The organism is Oceanobacillus timonensis (assembly GCF_900166635.1).
Lineage (GTDB): Bacteria > Bacillota > Bacilli > Bacillales > Amphibacillaceae > Oceanobacillus > Oceanobacillus timonensis.
In genome coordinates, this window is record NZ_LT800497.1 from 3,430,294 (window position 1) to 3,445,657 (window position 15,364).

General features: G+C 37.4%; 16 protein-coding genes, 2 tRNA genes and 1 rRNA gene. 4 read left to right on the forward strand and 15 right to left on the reverse strand.

The annotated features are described in order from the left end of the window. Position 1: 1 nt before the first annotated feature. Positions 2-196, forward strand: a complete 195-nt coding sequence (locus B7E05_RS16750; RefSeq protein ID WP_080875283.1) for a DUF4305 domain-containing protein — start codon at positions 2-4, stop codon at positions 194-196. Positions 197-275: 79 nt separating this feature from the next. Here B7E05_RS16750 and B7E05_RS16755 read toward each other — a convergent pair whose 3' ends face one another. Then, on the reverse strand, positions 276-911 hold the full coding sequence (locus B7E05_RS16755; RefSeq protein WP_080875284.1) for a redox-sensing transcriptional repressor Rex: 636 nt from the start codon (positions 909-911) through the stop codon (positions 276-278). Between the two features lie 279 nt (positions 912-1,190). Between B7E05_RS16755 and abc-f the strand changes: the two genes are divergently transcribed. Then, positions 1,191-3,125: a ribosomal protection-like ABC-F family protein gene (gene abc-f / locus B7E05_RS16760; protein WP_080875285.1), complete on the forward strand. Its 1,935-nt coding sequence runs from the start codon at positions 1,191-1,193 to the stop codon at positions 3,123-3,125. Positions 3,126-3,232: 107 nt separating this feature from the next. After that, complete coding sequence (locus B7E05_RS16765) at positions 3,233-4,390, forward strand: CBS domain-containing protein (protein ID WP_080875286.1); 1,158 nt, start codon at positions 3,233-3,235, stop codon at positions 4,388-4,390. Positions 4,391-4,508: 118 nt separating this feature from the next. On the opposite strand, the gene B7E05_RS16770 is transcribed toward B7E05_RS16765, so the two are convergent. The 8 genes from B7E05_RS16770 to B7E05_RS16805 all read right to left on the reverse strand — a co-directional run bounded on the left by B7E05_RS16770 (position 4,509) and on the right by B7E05_RS16805 (position 9,962). Next, positions 4,509-5,681, reverse strand: coding sequence for an FtsW/RodA/SpoVE family cell cycle protein (locus tag B7E05_RS16770; protein ID WP_080875287.1), 1,173 nt, complete (start codon positions 5,679-5,681; stop codon positions 4,509-4,511). Between the two features lie 138 nt (positions 5,682-5,819). Continuing rightward, a complete protein-coding gene (tsaD, locus tag B7E05_RS16775) occupies positions 5,820-6,830 on the reverse strand; it encodes a tRNA (adenosine(37)-N6)-threonylcarbamoyltransferase complex transferase subunit TsaD (RefSeq protein WP_080875288.1) in 1,011 nt (336 codons plus the stop codon). Beyond that, positions 6,827-7,309 (reverse strand): ribosomal protein S18-alanine N-acetyltransferase, encoded by a 483-nt coding sequence (gene rimI / locus B7E05_RS16780; protein ID WP_342745006.1) that lies wholly within the window; start codon positions 7,307-7,309, stop codon positions 6,827-6,829. The genes tsaD and rimI overlap by 4 nt, the downstream gene beginning before the upstream one ends. Beyond that, on the reverse strand, positions 7,273-7,977 hold the full coding sequence (gene tsaB / locus B7E05_RS16785) for a tRNA (adenosine(37)-N6)-threonylcarbamoyltransferase complex dimerization subunit type 1 TsaB (protein ID WP_080875289.1): 705 nt from the start codon (positions 7,975-7,977) through the stop codon (positions 7,273-7,275). The genes rimI and tsaB overlap by 37 nt, the downstream gene beginning before the upstream one ends. 9 nt (positions 7,978-7,986) lie before the next feature. Then, entirely contained in the window at positions 7,987-8,433 is a 447-nt protein-coding gene (tsaE, locus tag B7E05_RS16790) for a tRNA (adenosine(37)-N6)-threonylcarbamoyltransferase complex ATPase subunit type 1 TsaE (protein ID WP_143833247.1), read from the reverse strand. 12 nt (positions 8,434-8,445) lie between these two features. Continuing rightward, complete coding sequence (gene thiL, locus B7E05_RS16795; RefSeq protein ID WP_080875291.1) at positions 8,446-9,405, reverse strand: thiamine-phosphate kinase; 960 nt, start codon at positions 9,403-9,405, stop codon at positions 8,446-8,448. Between the two features lie 349 nt (positions 9,406-9,754). Further along, positions 9,755-9,831 (reverse strand) — tRNA-Asp (locus B7E05_RS16800). Positions 9,832-9,885: 54 nt separating this feature from the next. Then, positions 9,886-9,962: transfer RNA gene (locus tag B7E05_RS16805), tRNA-Met, on the reverse strand. Between the two features lie 308 nt (positions 9,963-10,270). Here B7E05_RS16805 and B7E05_RS16810 point away from each other — a divergent pair. After that, on the forward strand, positions 10,271-11,059 hold the full coding sequence (locus tag B7E05_RS16810) for a hypothetical protein (protein ID WP_080875292.1): 789 nt from the start codon (positions 10,271-10,273) through the stop codon (positions 11,057-11,059). Between the two features lie 155 nt (positions 11,060-11,214). On the opposite strand, the gene yidC is transcribed toward B7E05_RS16810, so the two are convergent. From yidC to rrf, 6 genes are all read right to left on the reverse strand, one after another. Then, a complete protein-coding gene (gene yidC / locus B7E05_RS16815) occupies positions 11,215-11,997 on the reverse strand; it encodes a membrane protein insertase YidC (RefSeq protein ID WP_080875293.1) in 783 nt (260 codons plus the stop codon). Next, positions 11,943-12,317 (reverse strand): hypothetical protein, encoded by a 375-nt coding sequence (locus B7E05_RS16820; RefSeq protein WP_080875294.1) that lies wholly within the window; start codon positions 12,315-12,317, stop codon positions 11,943-11,945. Before B7E05_RS16820 ends, yidC begins: the two co-directional genes overlap by 55 nt. 126 nt (positions 12,318-12,443) lie before the next feature. Beyond that, complete coding sequence (locus B7E05_RS16825; protein ID WP_080875295.1) at positions 12,444-13,154, reverse strand: ABC transporter permease; 711 nt, start codon at positions 13,152-13,154, stop codon at positions 12,444-12,446. Beyond that, positions 13,151-14,158 (reverse strand): LytTR family transcriptional regulator DNA-binding domain-containing protein, encoded by a 1,008-nt coding sequence (locus tag B7E05_RS16830; protein ID WP_179134564.1) that lies wholly within the window; start codon positions 14,156-14,158, stop codon positions 13,151-13,153. The genes B7E05_RS16825 and B7E05_RS16830 overlap by 4 nt, the downstream gene beginning before the upstream one ends. A gap of 12 nt (positions 14,159-14,170) precedes the next feature. Beyond that, complete coding sequence (locus B7E05_RS16835) at positions 14,171-14,380, reverse strand: hypothetical protein (protein WP_080875297.1); 210 nt, start codon at positions 14,378-14,380, stop codon at positions 14,171-14,173. 853 nt (positions 14,381-15,233) lie between these two features. Next, positions 15,234-15,349: ribosomal RNA gene (rrf, locus tag B7E05_RS16845) — 5S ribosomal RNA — on the reverse strand. Positions 15,350-15,364 lie beyond the last annotated feature (15 nt).

Genomic DNA, 15,364 nt, shown 5'->3' on the forward strand with positions numbered 1-15,364 from the left:
CATGCATCGTCCATATTTAATTAAAGCCATTTTTTATATTTTATTCGGTGCTTTATTTGTTTATATTGGTGTTCTCAGTAAAGGAGACACTGTCTGGGACACCGTAACAATCCTGTTCGCGGGTATTGCGGCACTTACTTTTTATGCCGGCTTCCGAATGTTGCGGTACTACTTTAAAGTAAAGAATAAAAAATAAGAAAAAACTAGCTCTCACACTGCTTTCTCTTAGAAAAGCTGCTTGAGAGCTAGTTTTCTTATCAGTAAATAAAAACGGACTATTCTTCTTCTAAAGAATAATGTTTTAAAAAGTATACCAGTGATTGCAATTCTACCGTTAGATCAATATGATGTACACGGATATTGCTTGGGACAGTAATGCGTGCTGGAGTGAAATTAAGGATGCCTTTAATGCCTAAATCAACTAATCTGTTTGCAGCAGCATCTGCTTCTTCAGCCGGAATCGTTAAAATAGCAACTTCAATCCCCTTTATTTTATCTTCTAATTCATCCACATGATAAATGGGAACGCCGCCAATTTCCTTGCCTGCTTTGGATTCATCTGTATCAAAAGCCATTGTAATACGGATATTGTTGTTTTTTAAAAAATTATAATGTAAAAATGCAGTTCCCAGATTTCCAACTCCGATTAAAGCAACATTGGTAATTTCATGCTGGTCCAATGTACTTTTAAAAAAACCTAATAAATACTCCACATTATATCCATACCCTTTTTTTCCAAGCGCTCCAAAATAGGAAAAGTCTCTTCGAATCGTCGCAGAGTCTACTTTCACAGCATCACTTAATTCTTTCGAAGACACACGCAGCTTCCCCTGTTGATATAAATTATTGAGAAATCGATAGTATAAAGGCAAACGTTTTGCTGTTGCCTGCGGAATTTTATTTTGTTCCATTTGAAACGGCCTCTCTTCAGTTTCTAAGTATAGGAAAATGTATTATTTAAACCTTTTCATTTTTATTCAACATTAACATCCTCTACTATACAATTTTAACAGAAATACTGCCAACATGGCGAACTTTAGCTAATTTTATTGTCGCTTCTATTGGGATACGTTACACTTGTATAAGGTATGATTTCCTTTAACAGGATGATTGAAAAAGAAAGCCGATCAACAGACTATGCTGTACCGTATTTGCACAGGCTTTTTTCTAACTTAGAAAGGATGGCAATGATGATTTTAATGCAATTAAACGGAATCTCGAAATCCTTTGGAGCAGAAGAGATTCTTTCTAATATAAAAATGGAAATTAAAGAAAATGAACGTATTGCAATTGTTGGCCGGAATGGGTCCGGTAAGTCAACACTGCTCAAAATAATGGCAGGCGAAATGCCTTTTGATGGTGGCGAAATATTCAAACCGAAAGACTTAACATTTGGTTATCTTTCCCAACATATGACGTTAGAGTCTGGAAAAACCATTTGGAAAGAGATGCTGGATGTATTTTCTCCACTTCTCTCCATGGAAAAAAAACTGCGTGAAATGGAAACACAGATGGCGGATTCTTCCAGTATGGATGCGTCTGATTATCAGCAACTGCTCGATAAATATGACAAACTCCAAAATGATTACCAAACAAGCGGCGGTTATACGTATCAAGCAGAAATCAAATCTGTACTCACCGGTTTATCCTTTGGTGATTATGACTACGATACCTTGATTACAGATTTAAGCGGCGGGCAGAAAACAAGATTGGCGCTTGGGAAACTCCTTTTGCAAAAACCGCAGCTGCTTATTCTGGATGAGCCGACAAACCATTTAGATATTGATACGCTTACCTGGCTGGAAAGTTATTTAGTCAATTACCCGGGTGCTATCGTTATTGTTTCCCATGACCGCTACTTTTTAGACAAAACCGTATCTATTGTCTACGAGATTTCCAGACATCATTCTAAAAAGTTCCATGGAAGCTACAGCAACTATTTAGACCAAAAAGCGTTTGATTATGAACAAGAGAAAAAAGAATTTGAAAAACAGCAGACGGAAATCAAACGGATGGAAGACTTTATCCAACGGAATTTGGCACGTGCTTCGACAACAAAACGGGCACAAAGCAGACGGAAAAAACTTGAAAAAATGGAACGCCTTGAACGCCCTGCAGGGGACGAATCCTCGGCATCTATTTCTTTCCAAGTGAACCGTCAAAGTGGAAATGACGTATTAAAAATAAAAGAGTTAACCTTCCAATATCCGGATACGGAACAGCCGATTTTTAAAGGCATTTCCATGCATGCTAACCGCGGTGATCGTATTGCATTGGTTGGGCCAAATGGGGTCGGTAAAACAACACTGCTAAAAAATATTGTCGGTAAACAACGTCCTGATAAAGGCGAAATCCAACTCGGGACGAATGTTCAAATTGGCTATTATGATCAGGAACAGGCTAACCTTAACTCGAATAAAACTGTGCTGCAAGAGCTCTGGGACGATTATCCATTGATCAATGAGAAAGATATTCGTACCATTCTTGGAAACTTTTTATTTTCGGGTGAAGATGTCCTAAAATCTGTTTCGTCCTTAAGTGGTGGTGAAAAATCAAGACTGGCGCTGGCAAAGTTGAAAATGCAAAAAGCAAATTTACTTCTCCTTGACGAGCCGACAAACCACTTGGACATTGATAGTAAGGAAGTTTTGGAGAGTGCCTTAATCGATTTTCCCGGAACGATTCTTTTTGTTTCCCACGACCGTTATTTTATCAATCGGATAGCAGATCAAGTCGCGGAAATGCAAGCAAGCAGTATGAAAATGTATCTTGGTGACTATGATTACTATTTGGAGAAAAAAGCAGAAGAAGAGGAATGGCGGCAGTTAGAAATGCAAAAAAATCCACAAGAAGGAGACGAACCAGCTGTTTCTGCCCAAAAGCTCAGCTTTCAAGAAGAAAAGCAACGCCAGCGCGAAGAACGCAAACGGAAGCGACGCATTGAAGAATTAGAAACCATTATTGAACAAAAAGAAGAAGCAATTGCTGATATCGAATTAGAAATGACCAAACCGGATGTATTTGATGACCATCAAAAGACAATGGAATTAACCGATAAATTATCCGTTTTAAAAGAGGAACTGGATCACTATATGGATGAATGGGCAATGTTAGAAGAAAATTAAGTAATTGATATAATTTTCAGATTGTTGTATACTGAAAAGCAGACAAGACGATTGTCTGCTTTTTTATACATGAACCATTCAAAGTGATTAATGGAGGTAGTTATCTCGTGGGGATACCCGTCGTTACTTTTTTATTTTTCATTCTTGCCAGTTTGATGTATTATGCTGTCAAAGAAACAAGGTTATCTCAATCAGACAGGGAAGAAGTACGTTTCCATTCCCGTTTCCTTTCTTTTATACTCCTGTTTATCGGCCTGTTTAGCAGTGCTTGGCTTACTGTGACTGTTACTGCCCCGCTCGGCCGAAATTTCTCTGATGCTGTTTTCTCTTTTTCACATACGATGCATACGTTTATTCCAGTATTTATTTCCAGTTTCTTTTTATTTGGCATATGGATTAGTGCAGGATATCTATTGCCGAAATGGCTGGCAAAAAAGTATCCGCATTTTATTATGAAAAGATTCCCCAGATTATTTCCGGATTCCTTTTCAAAAACAAATATTAATGAAAGACAACCATCAGATGAGCAGCAGGAATCCCAAAATATTATCGAATTCAGTGGTAACGATGTGGGAGAAATTGCTACACATCGCACGGATTTAACTGTTTTACAAATAGATGCTACGTTAGAAGAGGTATTTTCTGTTATTCAGAAAACAGACTTCACACGAATCCCGGTTTACGAGGAAGACATTGACCAAATTGCAGGGATATTACATGTGAAAGACTTTTTCCACCATTTAAAATCAAATACATCACCCGCTTTCTTTTCTTTACATCATCTTATTCGTCCTGCTGCTTACGTACGAATGAATCAGGAAATGGATGCTGTTTTTAAAGACATGCGGGAAAAAGATTACAGTATTGCCATTGTGCTTGATGAATTTGGAGGGACACAGGGGTTAATTACTTTAGAAGATATTATCAGGGATATTACCAAAGATTTATTAGGGGATCACCATCCGATAACCATGGAGACAAAAGATATTTTCCCACTTTCTGGCAATCGCTACCTAGTTAACGGAGCTACAGACTTGTTTATATTAGAAGGCTCCCTTGGGGTGACATTTCCAATCGATACACCACATCAAACATTGCGTCACTTTTTAACCGAATTAATCGATTGGCAGTCTGCGAATCAAAAGAATACCGTATACTATAAACATCTTAAATTCACGGTACATTCCGTAAAGGATAATCAAATTGAATCGGTTATTATTACGGTGCTTGATCAAGATATCATGCATCATCAATTCATTGGCTAAGTATACTCATAATGAAAAAGCATGGAGAAAAGTTCATCTCCATGCTTTTTCATTTGCTTTTTTATCTGTCTAGCACTGATTTCAAGCCATATGGTCCTTGTCACTAATGGGAGTCATTTTATTTAAATAAATAATCATTCTGTATCGTTTCTTCCACAGCAACTCTATAAATGACTGCTACACCTAACATCGTTGACATAACGGAACTGCCTCCATAGCTTAGTAAAAGCAAAGGAATACCCGTAATTGGCATAATTCCGATTGTCATACCGATATTTTGAAAAATATGGACAAGCATTAAACTTAAAAATCCAAAACAGAAATATGCTCCAAATGGAGAATGCTTATAAATATTTAATCCGAGCGTTACCAATTTATATAAAAACATAAAGTATAGCAGAACAACAAAAGCAGTTCCCACGAAGCCAAAGCTTTCCCCTATAACAGAGAAAATAAAATCGGTATGGGCTTCTGGATAGTTCACTTCGACACTGCCTATCCCTTTTCCAAATAACTGCCCTGAACCGAGCGCCATTTGCGAACGTTCAAACTGGAAATTGGCATCTGCTGTTTGCTGTGATGGGTCAAACCAAGTCATGACACGGTCAATTTGATATGGCTTTATCCCAAGCGTTTCTTCGGCAAATCCAGGAAACTCAATAACAATTAAAAAAACAGCTCCAATGATGGCAACTCCTGAGAGAATCAACAAAAAGATTATTCTCCAGTTAATCCCAGATAAAATAATCAGTACGCCAGCTATAAACAGATATACCATCGCTGTACCGAAGTCCGGCTGCAGCATAATTAAAACTACTGGTATCGCAGCATATAATATTAATTTGAAGAGAAGTTGAAGGTCTGTCTTTAACGTACTTCGTTCATATTTTTCCTTATGTCTGCTGATAACTGCCGCTAAAAATAAAATAGTAGATATTTTTACAAATTCTGCCGGCTGCAGCGTCAATCCCGGTATCAGCGTATACCAACTTTTTGCGCCATTGATTTCTCTTGCAACAAACTCTGGGCTGATAGGAAGAAATGCAAGCAGTAAAACACCGGCTATATAAATGTAAAGACTGGTTTTATACAATTGCTCCAGATCTAGAAACTGAACAGCTGCAATTAATCCAACTCCTACTGCATAAAAGAACATTTGCTGAATTAAAAAATTGGTATCATACTGTTCTAGCTGCTGCGCACTATAAATAGATACAAAACTGATAATTGCAAACCCCAGCAATAATAAAATTAAATCAGTTTGAAAGTAATAATTTTGTTTTTTATTCATCGGATCCCACCAATTTTCCCCTGCCGCTATCCTTGATTTACATGTAATAAGCGTATATCACATGCATCACGGGCGGTAATTTCATCATGCGCCGTTATGCTACCAGACTCATTTGGTATGTTTTTACGGCTACCAATCCTATTCTAACATTAAAGAAGGATTTGCGTTTAAATCAAGTGCTACAAATTTTTCTTTTTCATATAAAATCGTTCCTGCAGCTGCAATCATCGCTGCATTATCTGTGCATAGATGAATAGGCGGAATATATAAATCAGCTTTTTCATTACGAAACCGATTCTTTAAACGTTCCCGCAAACCTTTATTTGCAGCGACACCGCCCGCTACAATAACCTGCTTCACATTATATTCCTGTGCTGCACGGTATGTTTTTTCCGTTAATACTTCTACAACGCTTTGCTGGAAACTTGCGGCGACATTTGCCGGCTCCAGTGTTTCGCCACGCTGTTCTGCATTATGAAGCTTATTAATAACAGCCGATTTCAGACCGCTGAAACTAAAATCATAACTCCCTTCTTCCAGCCAGGCACGCGGAAAATCAATCGTTGCCTTTCCTTCTGCACTTAAACGGTCTATTTCCGGTCCACCTGGATAAGGAAGCTTCAACATCCGGGCTACTTTATCATACGCTTCTCCTGCAGCATCATCTCTTGTTTCTCCAATTAATTCATACGCATAATGATCTTTCATCAGCACAATCTCCGTGTGCCCTCCGGAAACAATCAACGCTAAAAGAGGGAATTCAAATTCATTTTCCAAACGGTTTGCATACACATGCCCGGCAATATGGTGTACACCAATAAGTGGTTTATTTTTAGCAAAGGCCAGCGCTTTCGCTGCATTAACACCGACAAGAAGTGCTCCCACTAAACCTGGGCCTTCTGTTACAGCAATAGCGTCAATATCATCCCAAGTAACTTCTGCTTGCTGAACCGCTTCTTCCAGTACCATGGTAATTTGTTCCACATGATGCCTCGAAGCAATCTCCGGAACAACACCGCCAAAACGCTTATGACTTTCAATTTGAGAAGCAACCACATTCGAAAGAATATCTCGTCCATTCTTTACAATCGATGCAGCTGTTTCATCGCAACTCGTTTCTATGCCTAATATCACTGTGTCTTTTTTCATTTTACATTCACCCACATTACAATAGCATCTTCAAAATTATCCGTGTAATAATGCTTTCGAATTCCACCGGGGACAAGTCCGAACTTCTTATATAAAGACTGGGCTACCGTGTTCGAAACACGCACTTCTAAAGAAAGCCGTTCTACCCCTCTGCTTGCCATAAAGGTCATGATATAACCAAATAATTTCTCACCTATTTTTTGTCCACGCACATCCGGATGTACAGCAAAATTCGTAATTTGTCCATCTTCAAATACAATCCATGTACCAATGTAGCCAATAATTTTGTCGTCCAGGCAGGCTACAAAATAATATGCATGGTCATTTTCACAGAGCTCTTTATAAAAAATATCCATATCCCACGGTCCTGCAAAGGTCGCTTCTTCTACTGCTACTACTCCAGGGACATCTTCCAAGGTCATCTGACGAATCACAAATGTGCTCATAAGTTTGGTTTTTCCTTCTGCTGTTTTTGCCAATTTGCTTCCGCCTCTGCTAAACGGAGATAATTGGGAACCAGTGCATGCACAGAATCCGCTTCTTTTTCGCTTCCCAAAAGTGCTAAGTGAGACGCTCTCGGGAGCTGAAGTGACGTATCAGCAAAGATAGCCTTCTCTTGCAACTGCTCTGTAATCATTGCTTGAAAAGTATCTGTATCTTGGCTTAAGAATAAGACTTTTTCTTTTGTTTCTTTCAACTTTGCAAGCCATTCTGTCATTAAAATATTTTCTTCTTCCATGACTTTGTGAAGTTGTTGATTTTTGCTTTGATAGGCACCTGTATAAATTAAACCACGTCTGGCATCAAAAAAAGGACAGATAATGCCGTCAAATAAAATTCCCTGGTAAGCCAACGCCTCTAAACTGGAAACACCAATAACCGGTATATCCAGTGCCCAAGCCATTGTTTTGGCTGTAGCTAAACCAATACGGACGCCGGTATAAGATCCCGGCCCTTTTGCAACAACAATACGGTCTAATTCAGCAGGACTGATATTAACATCCTTCATCAGCTCTTCCACTGCCGGCATTAAACGCACCGAATGATTTTTAGCGATATTCGTGGTAATTTCACCAATGATTTGTTTATTATCTAATAATGCCACACTTAAAACTTGATTGGAAGTATCCATCGCAAGTATTTTCATAAAAAGCTCCTACCTCCATGCCTTGACAACTTGTTCAAAATGCTCCCCGAAAGGAGTAAGTATGATTTCACGCTGATTCTCATGCTCTGTATAATACATCTTTATGTCCAACCGCTCCTCAGGGAGAAAATCTTCAATAAAACTCGCCCATTCAATCACAGTGACACCATCCCCGAAGAAATAGTCATCAAAGCCGATATCCTCCATTGCATTTTCCAGACGATACACATCCATATGATAAAGCGGCAGACGTCCTCGATATTCCTTCACAATCGTAAAGGTCGGACTGCTAATATTCCGCTTAATACCAAGCCCTTTTGCCAATCCCTTTGTAAAAGCCGTTTTACCGACACCTAATTGACCTTCCAGGGTTAAAACATCATTCGGCTGTAATTTTTCCGCCAGCCAATACGCAAAATCCTGCGTTTCTTCTTCTGTTTTAAATACCAATCGCAACAATCCATCCACCTACTTTAAATGTGTATATCCGCTTTTCGTTAATTGCTTCGTTTCCCCTGAGAATTGAATCAGCACACGCGGTTCTTCTGCTTCAGAAACGTAGCCTATCTGTTGGACAGGCGTTCCCACTTCTGCAGCAATTTCCTGTACCTTTGGCCAATCTGCTTCTGACACTGTTCCTAAAAGTTCGAAATCCTCTCCACCTGAAAGTTTCCAATCATACTGCTGCTTTTCAGTAAACTGATGAAAGCTTTGGGAAACAGGAATCTTCTCTTCTATAATCGTAAGTTCTATACCGGAAGCTTCCGCTATTTCATTTGCTTCACTTGAAATACCATCACTAATATCATTTAAAGCCAAACGGTCCAGTTCTTGTAAACCTAACGCAAAAGCCACTCTTGGCTCTGGCAGCCGGTGACGTTTTATATAATAATCTTTGTCTTTCCATTCCTGCCCCTGCAGCAGCATTTCTAATCCGGCCCGAGAATCTCCCAACGTACCAGTTGCAAAAACAACATCCCCAGGGCGGGCCCCGCTTCGATACCTGACTTTATCCTTTGGCACATATCCCATCGCTGTAATGGAAATCATTAAGCTCTCACCAGAAACGGTATCTCCGCCAATCAAATCCATCTGATGTTTGGCTGCAAGATCACGCATGCCCTGATAAATTTCTTCTAACGCTTGTTGATTCCATTTTTTCGAAATACACATAGAAACCAAATAAAAGGCAGGTTCTGCTCCCATTGCAGCTAAATCACTGATATTTGCAGCCAGTACCCGATACCCCACATGAAATGGGTCCATCGTTTCTAAGGAAAAATGGATATTTTCAACAAATGTATCGACGGTTGTAACAATATCCGATGTACTGCGAAAAACCGCTGCATCGTCACCTATTCCTTTGACTAATGTCGGCTGCCTATAATCGTTTTGTTTAATGGCGTTAATAAATGAAAATTCATCCATGCTATCACCGTATCCTTTATTTCACATTAGGGAAACATCTTCTTATCAGCAAAGTGATAAGTTTAAATGTGTCCTGCGAACATTTATGAAGCTATTTAATCTACTACATATCATAGCAAATCAAAGACAAAAAATAAAAATTTATGTTACTAAAATGGATACAAATCATCACTTCGAAAGATAGGATGTTATTTATTCATATCATTTCATTTTCCATGAAGCAGAGTGTTTATAAACCATCCGGTTCATTCTGTGGATGAAGTGCCCATTTTGTTTTATGACATTAAAAAAACACATGTTTCTTAGCGGAAACCATGTGCTTGTCGATTACTATTATTTTAAAAAATCATGGCGGTCCGGACGGGACTCGAACCCGCGACCTCCTGCGTGACAGGCAGGCATTCTAACCAACTGAACTACCGGACCCAGATTATGTATTCTTTCTATCCAGTACTTCAATAGGGACGCTGGATCTTAATTTGGTTGCGGGGGCAGGATTTGAACCTGCGACCTTTGGGTTATGAGCCCAACGAGCTGCCAGACTGCTCCACCCCGCGATGTAAGTAATTAGTATTTTTTTCAATTCCTTAATTAAGGACAAGATTTATTATATCTTCTTTTAAGGAATAATGCAATACCTATTTTAAACTTTTTTATTTTTATTAGATTATTTATTAGTTTAGCCAACATGAACATTATTTATAACTGTTATTAATCATTAAAAATCGTACCATATCTGATGGTGCAAAACAAACATTATCATTAAAAGCATAGTCTGATATAATTTGATAATATATGATATTTAATTGATATCTTTCCCCATTTTTTAAAGAGCATAAAATAAATAAATGAGGTGTACATAGTTTTGACTTTTTTAACCCTTTTTATCGTGATCTTACTAATCATACTTCCAATTATTTCATACTTTTTATTTTCATTTAATAAAGAAAATAAACTTCAATTACGTTCTTATTACTTAATAGAAGCTATTATTATTTTATTACTAACAGGCACAGGACATATTTACTATTATCAGGTTTATAATTTGAACTTTTTACCGAATACTGAACTAAATACGATTATCTTTGCCTCATTAGGAGCATCGATGCTTCTTTATATTTTTGACAGTATCTACAGTAGAATTAAAAAAAGACAAAAACTACCTATCCAATGGATTGCTATTTTCTTTATTATCATGTTAATTTTTTTAACTTGGATGATTCCTTTAGGATACAAATATTTCTATGCAGACAGGCTGGAAATAAAAGAAGAAATATTTACAAATAAAGATACAGAGAAAATTATTATAGACAGTGATAAAAATATAATGGTTGGACTGATTGACTCATCATACGACCCATTTATACGTCCGCGTTCCGGCAGAACATATAGTAATTATTTTTACATAAAAAACAACGGAAGCACCCCATATAATGGTGATATTCATTTAATACTGTTTAACGAAGATAAGGAGCATATTGATGCAAAATTGTTTGAAAATGTAAATATTGATCCTCATTCTGATCAACTCCTTGTGGAAAAGAGAGAAAATTCATTTAAAAATAGTGTATGGAACGAGCGTTCATTTAATACGAAACAAAAGATTGATACCTTTGATGCAGTGATATCAAAATCTAAAAGTAACGATTTGTAAACGTAATAATTTATCACAGTGTAACTGGCTGAGACTGGGACTGCGCTGAACTACCTGACAATCCCCCAAGTCATTATTTAATACCAATAATACCCCCTCTATACAATCATAGAAGGGGTATTTATATTTTTATATTCTTTTACTAGTCTTTCTTTTTAGTGCACATATTTTTTTATGATAAGTGTCTGTAAAATCATAAACAATCCGCTGACAGTCCAATACAGTGGCAACGCTGCCGGCACATTGAATGAGACAATTGCAATCATAACTGGAGACACAAAGCTCATAATAGCCATTTGTTTTCGCTGAGCTTCATCCAGTCCAATGAGACTCACCCTTGATTGGATATAGTAAATAAGCACAGCAAAAACAATAAATAACATATCTGTCTCTCCTAAACTGAACCATAGAAATGACTGTTCAGCTATTTCCGGAGTGCGCATAATAGCATAATAAAATCCAATCAGGATAGGCATTTGAATAATCATCGGCAAACATCCAACGGCCATTTTAACAGGATTAAAATCATGCTTTTTATAAAGCTCACTTAACTCTCTTTGCATACTCATCTGATCTTCTGTACTGCTCTTCCCTTTATACTTCTGCTGGATCTGGTCCATCTCCGGTTTCATCACTGTCATTTTCTTTTGCGAGTCTTTGCTATTCTTGGACTGTCTGATAAAGAACGGCATTAAAACAAATCGAATAATGATGGTAATCAATACAATCGCGATTCCATAGTTACCTTGAAACAATGAGGCTATCTTTTTTATCAACAGAGAAAAAGGATATACAAAATAATGATCAAAAATCCCTGTGGACGAACCATCAATCGGTGCGGTATTAGCTCCGCATCCCGCAAGTACAACAATAAGCAATAACACTAAAATGATAAATCGATATTTTTTAAAGGCTGTGAGTAAGCCATTTTCTTCCATAATTGTCCTCCTCTTATTTTAAGCTCCTTTTTAAAATAAGAGGATACGCTGTCGTTTTTATCATCTTTTTCATCTATTCTTTTACATATCATGATAAGCCAGAGAATAAAGGGTTCATTTATAACGAAGTTTTTCTCCAGATGACTGATATCAATTTTCATATTCTGGTGTTTATTACCAATAACATAATCATATACAATCGGATGATTATGATGAAAATGAACAAAGTACATAATTCCCATCGTCATCAAGATAACTCCGAAATACATATAAAAGAAGGATGAATCTATAAAGGCATTATGAAACAGTTCCAGAAACATGGTTACTCACCTCCTTTGCTTTTTAAAATTTAATGATTCCTTACCATTATATCAAAAAAAGAGTGAATCATGGTATTCATTGATCTGGACAATCGTTGTAGTTGCTCCAGTAGTATATTTGACTGCTTAAGCAGACTTCTTTTTACACCATATTACAAATAAAAGAATGATCATACTCATCCATATGGCAGGGATAATCAAATAGAACAGAAAAGGCATATTCGAGTAAATCTGCTCAATACCATAATGCAAATGATAATTTGGGAAAATAGCCAGCCAGGGCATATCTTCTTTTGTACTGTTCATCAGCAAACCTTCGACAAAAAAATAAAGGATACTAATAGGTACACTGTACAAGCTCACCTCAACTGTGTTTTTTGCTTTCATTCCTATATAGGTTCCGATAATCAGTATCGTCATTAAAATCGGCAGAATTAAAAGAAGCAGCTTCAGGCTGGACATTATCCCAGTTCCATAAAGGAAGCAAAAAATAATCAATATACATGCCGTCGTTAGAAAAGTAAGCAGCATTTTGGAAAATATCAGTTCTTTTAGGGACATACCGGCTTGTTTCAAACGACGGATGGTTCCTTGCTCATACTCTTCCACCATCAAAGACCCTTGCATAAGTAAAGTAAGCATAGAGAGGATAAGAGCAAGCAGAAATGACAAAGAAATGAATTGTTCTTCGGAAGGAACGAAACTAAATACAGAAATAAAAACGATTCCTCCGATTTGGTTCAATAGGATTTGCCCATTCCAAGGCAAATCACATAAATCCTTATAAAATAATGCCCTAAAGCGATAAACAGAGTCATTCTTCTCCCCCATTGTCATAAATGCATCAACTCTTTCAATTTACTATAGTTGCCTTTGGACAGCGGTATAGTACTTTTAAATGGATTATCCAGACTGAGACTATAACTATTTTTACTCCAGATAATAATTTCACGAACCCGCTGTAAATTAACCAGATAGGATCGGTGGCAACGGAAAAAGCCAAATGGCAGCAGCCGCTCTTCCAACGCTTTAATCGTACTCGACGAAGCAAATTCTTCCTTATTAACAAAAAGAAACGTCTGACCGTCACGTGCTTCCACATAATCAATTTCCAAAGGATTAAAAAGGATGATCTTGTCCTCAATTTTCGCACTGATTTTGTCCAGTTGCACCTGCATACTTGTTACTTCAACTTCTTCCTCAGTATCTTCTTTCGTCTCTGTTTCTTCTATCTTCTGCTCTATTTGCTGCACTCCGCGGCTAGAATAACGATAAACTACATTCCCAAGACGAATGGCTTCTTCCAATGTCGGAGTAAATAATAATACAGCACCATCATTCTCTGCCAAATATTGCAGTAAATAATGAAGCACCTGCTTCGATTGAAGATCCAGCATCTGGGAAGGATCTTTAAAAATATATACGTCTGCCTGCTGGATAAGTGCCAAAGCAAATTGTAAACGATGTTGTTCAGATAATGTCAGATGTTTTGTCTTCTTGGAAGTGCAGGTATGTAATTCACATATATTCAAAATCAAATCTATATCCGCTTGTTGTTGATATAATTTACTCCAAAAACGCAGCATCTGCAACACGGTCAATCGTTTATACAATCCATCATCCTGCTGAAATAAATAGACATGTTGAAATCCGCCTTCCGGAAGGGTTATTGCCCCTTTTTTTATATCCTGAGGATGATTGAACAGCTCAAACAAACGCTCGATATATTCATTTTCACTTTGAACGGCAATAATGTCCCCTTGTTGGACTGTTAATTCCAGTTCTGGCAACAAGACCATATTTTGTTCAATTTTTTTAAGCTTGTTCATAGAAAATACCATCATTCGGCTCCTTTAATCTTTATTTGCACTTTTTCCTATTAATAAAGCAACAATAACAATCAAAGCAATATTAATAAAGCCAACGGGAATAAACCAATCCGGGGCTTTAAAATTCGGAAATACAGGTATAGCAGCTGATACCCCTTCATAAATAACCAAATATGGAATGACTGCCAACAATATCATGACCAACAATCCAAATACCTGAATATATTTTCTCAAAATAACTCTCCTTTCATGCAGATGCCCTAAGAGATTCTGTATACCTGCCCAAATACTATCTTCCATTTCAAGTAATAATAACAGAATTATCAATAAAATAGTATCTCAAACGAGCAGCAATAATACCAGAACAAAAACAAACTCTGCTTTATTAAAAATATCGCTCCAGAGATTAAAAGCCTTTCAAACATAAGAATAAAGATCAAAATCATATAAAGTGAAACTTCAATCAGTGAGGGTTTTTCGACACATGGATGTGCTAGCGCAGACGGTGCAACAACGGTTTTCGGTGGGGCGAGTAAGCGCAGCCCCAGCCCCAGTTCCAACCAGCTATACTGCGATAAACTTAATCGAAAGAAAATCAAACAATAATATGAGACAGTATTTTATTCCCCGGGTAATAATTCAGCGTAAAATATCACCCTTTTTCCTTATGAAAATATATGAAGTTCAGGAAGCTATTCCAACAGATTTGCATATAATGGAATATCATACATAAGGTAATTGCCTCTGTCTCAATACTAATAATCTGTCAATTCCTCCGATTATATTTCCGAATGCGGAAGACCTCAAATAGAAACATTCACTCCTCATATGATTTATTGACTTTATCATACAAAAGGAAAAGAACTACCGCATTAGAATTTGGATAAATAGAGGGAAAAATAGTATGAGTAGGAAATAAATAAAGATGAATGGTGCTTCTTTTAGAAAAATAAAGCATAACAGAGCAGTTAAATAGTAATCAAAAACACGAGTGGCATCTGTTTGAGGAGAATGGAGAAGAATAAGATTCATTTCTTAAAAGAAATCAAAAAAAGAGCAAAGCATGATGCTTTACTCTTATCAGTGTGCCTGGCAACGTCCTACTCTCGCAGGGGGAAGCCCCCAACTACCATCGGCGCTGAAGAACTTAACTTCTGTGTTCGGCATGAGAACAGGTGTGACCTCTTCGCTATCGCCGCCAGACTTACAGGATGTTAG

What these genes read in the sequence shown, in the direction of transcription:
- B7E05_RS16750 (WP_080875283.1), top strand. Translation starts at nt 2, where the DNA reads ATGCATCGTCCATATTTAATTAAAGCCATTTTTTATATTTTATTCGGT.
- B7E05_RS16755 (WP_080875284.1), bottom strand. Translation starts at nt 911, where the DNA reads ATGGAACAAAATAAAATTCCGCAGGCAACAGCAAAACGTTTGCCTTTA.
- abc-f (WP_080875285.1), top strand. Translation starts at nt 1,191, where the DNA reads ATGATTTTAATGCAATTAAACGGAATCTCGAAATCCTTTGGAGCAGAA.
- B7E05_RS16770 (WP_080875287.1), bottom strand. Translation starts at nt 5,681, where the DNA reads ATGAATAAAAAACAAAATTATTACTTTCAAACTGATTTAATTTTATTA.
- tsaD (WP_080875288.1), bottom strand. Translation starts at nt 6,830, where the DNA reads ATGAAAAAAGACACAGTGATATTAGGCATAGAAACGAGTTGCGATGAA.
- tsaB (WP_080875289.1), bottom strand. Translation starts at nt 7,977, where the DNA reads ATGAAAATACTTGCGATGGATACTTCCAATCAAGTTTTAAGTGTGGCA.
- thiL (WP_080875291.1), bottom strand. Translation starts at nt 9,405, where the DNA reads ATGGATGAATTTTCATTTATTAACGCCATTAAACAAAACGATTATAGG.
- yidC (WP_080875293.1), bottom strand. Translation starts at nt 11,997, where the DNA reads ATGGAAGAAAATGGCTTACTCACAGCCTTTAAAAAATATCGATTTATC.
- B7E05_RS16820 (WP_080875294.1), bottom strand. Translation starts at nt 12,317, where the DNA reads ATGTTTCTGGAACTGTTTCATAATGCCTTTATAGATTCATCCTTCTTT.
- B7E05_RS16825 (WP_080875295.1), bottom strand. Translation starts at nt 13,154, where the DNA reads ATGACAATGGGGGAGAAGAATGACTCTGTTTATCGCTTTAGGGCATTA.
- B7E05_RS16830 (WP_179134564.1), bottom strand. Translation starts at nt 14,158, where the DNA reads ATGGTATTTTCTATGAACAAGCTTAAAAAAATTGAACAAAATATGGTC.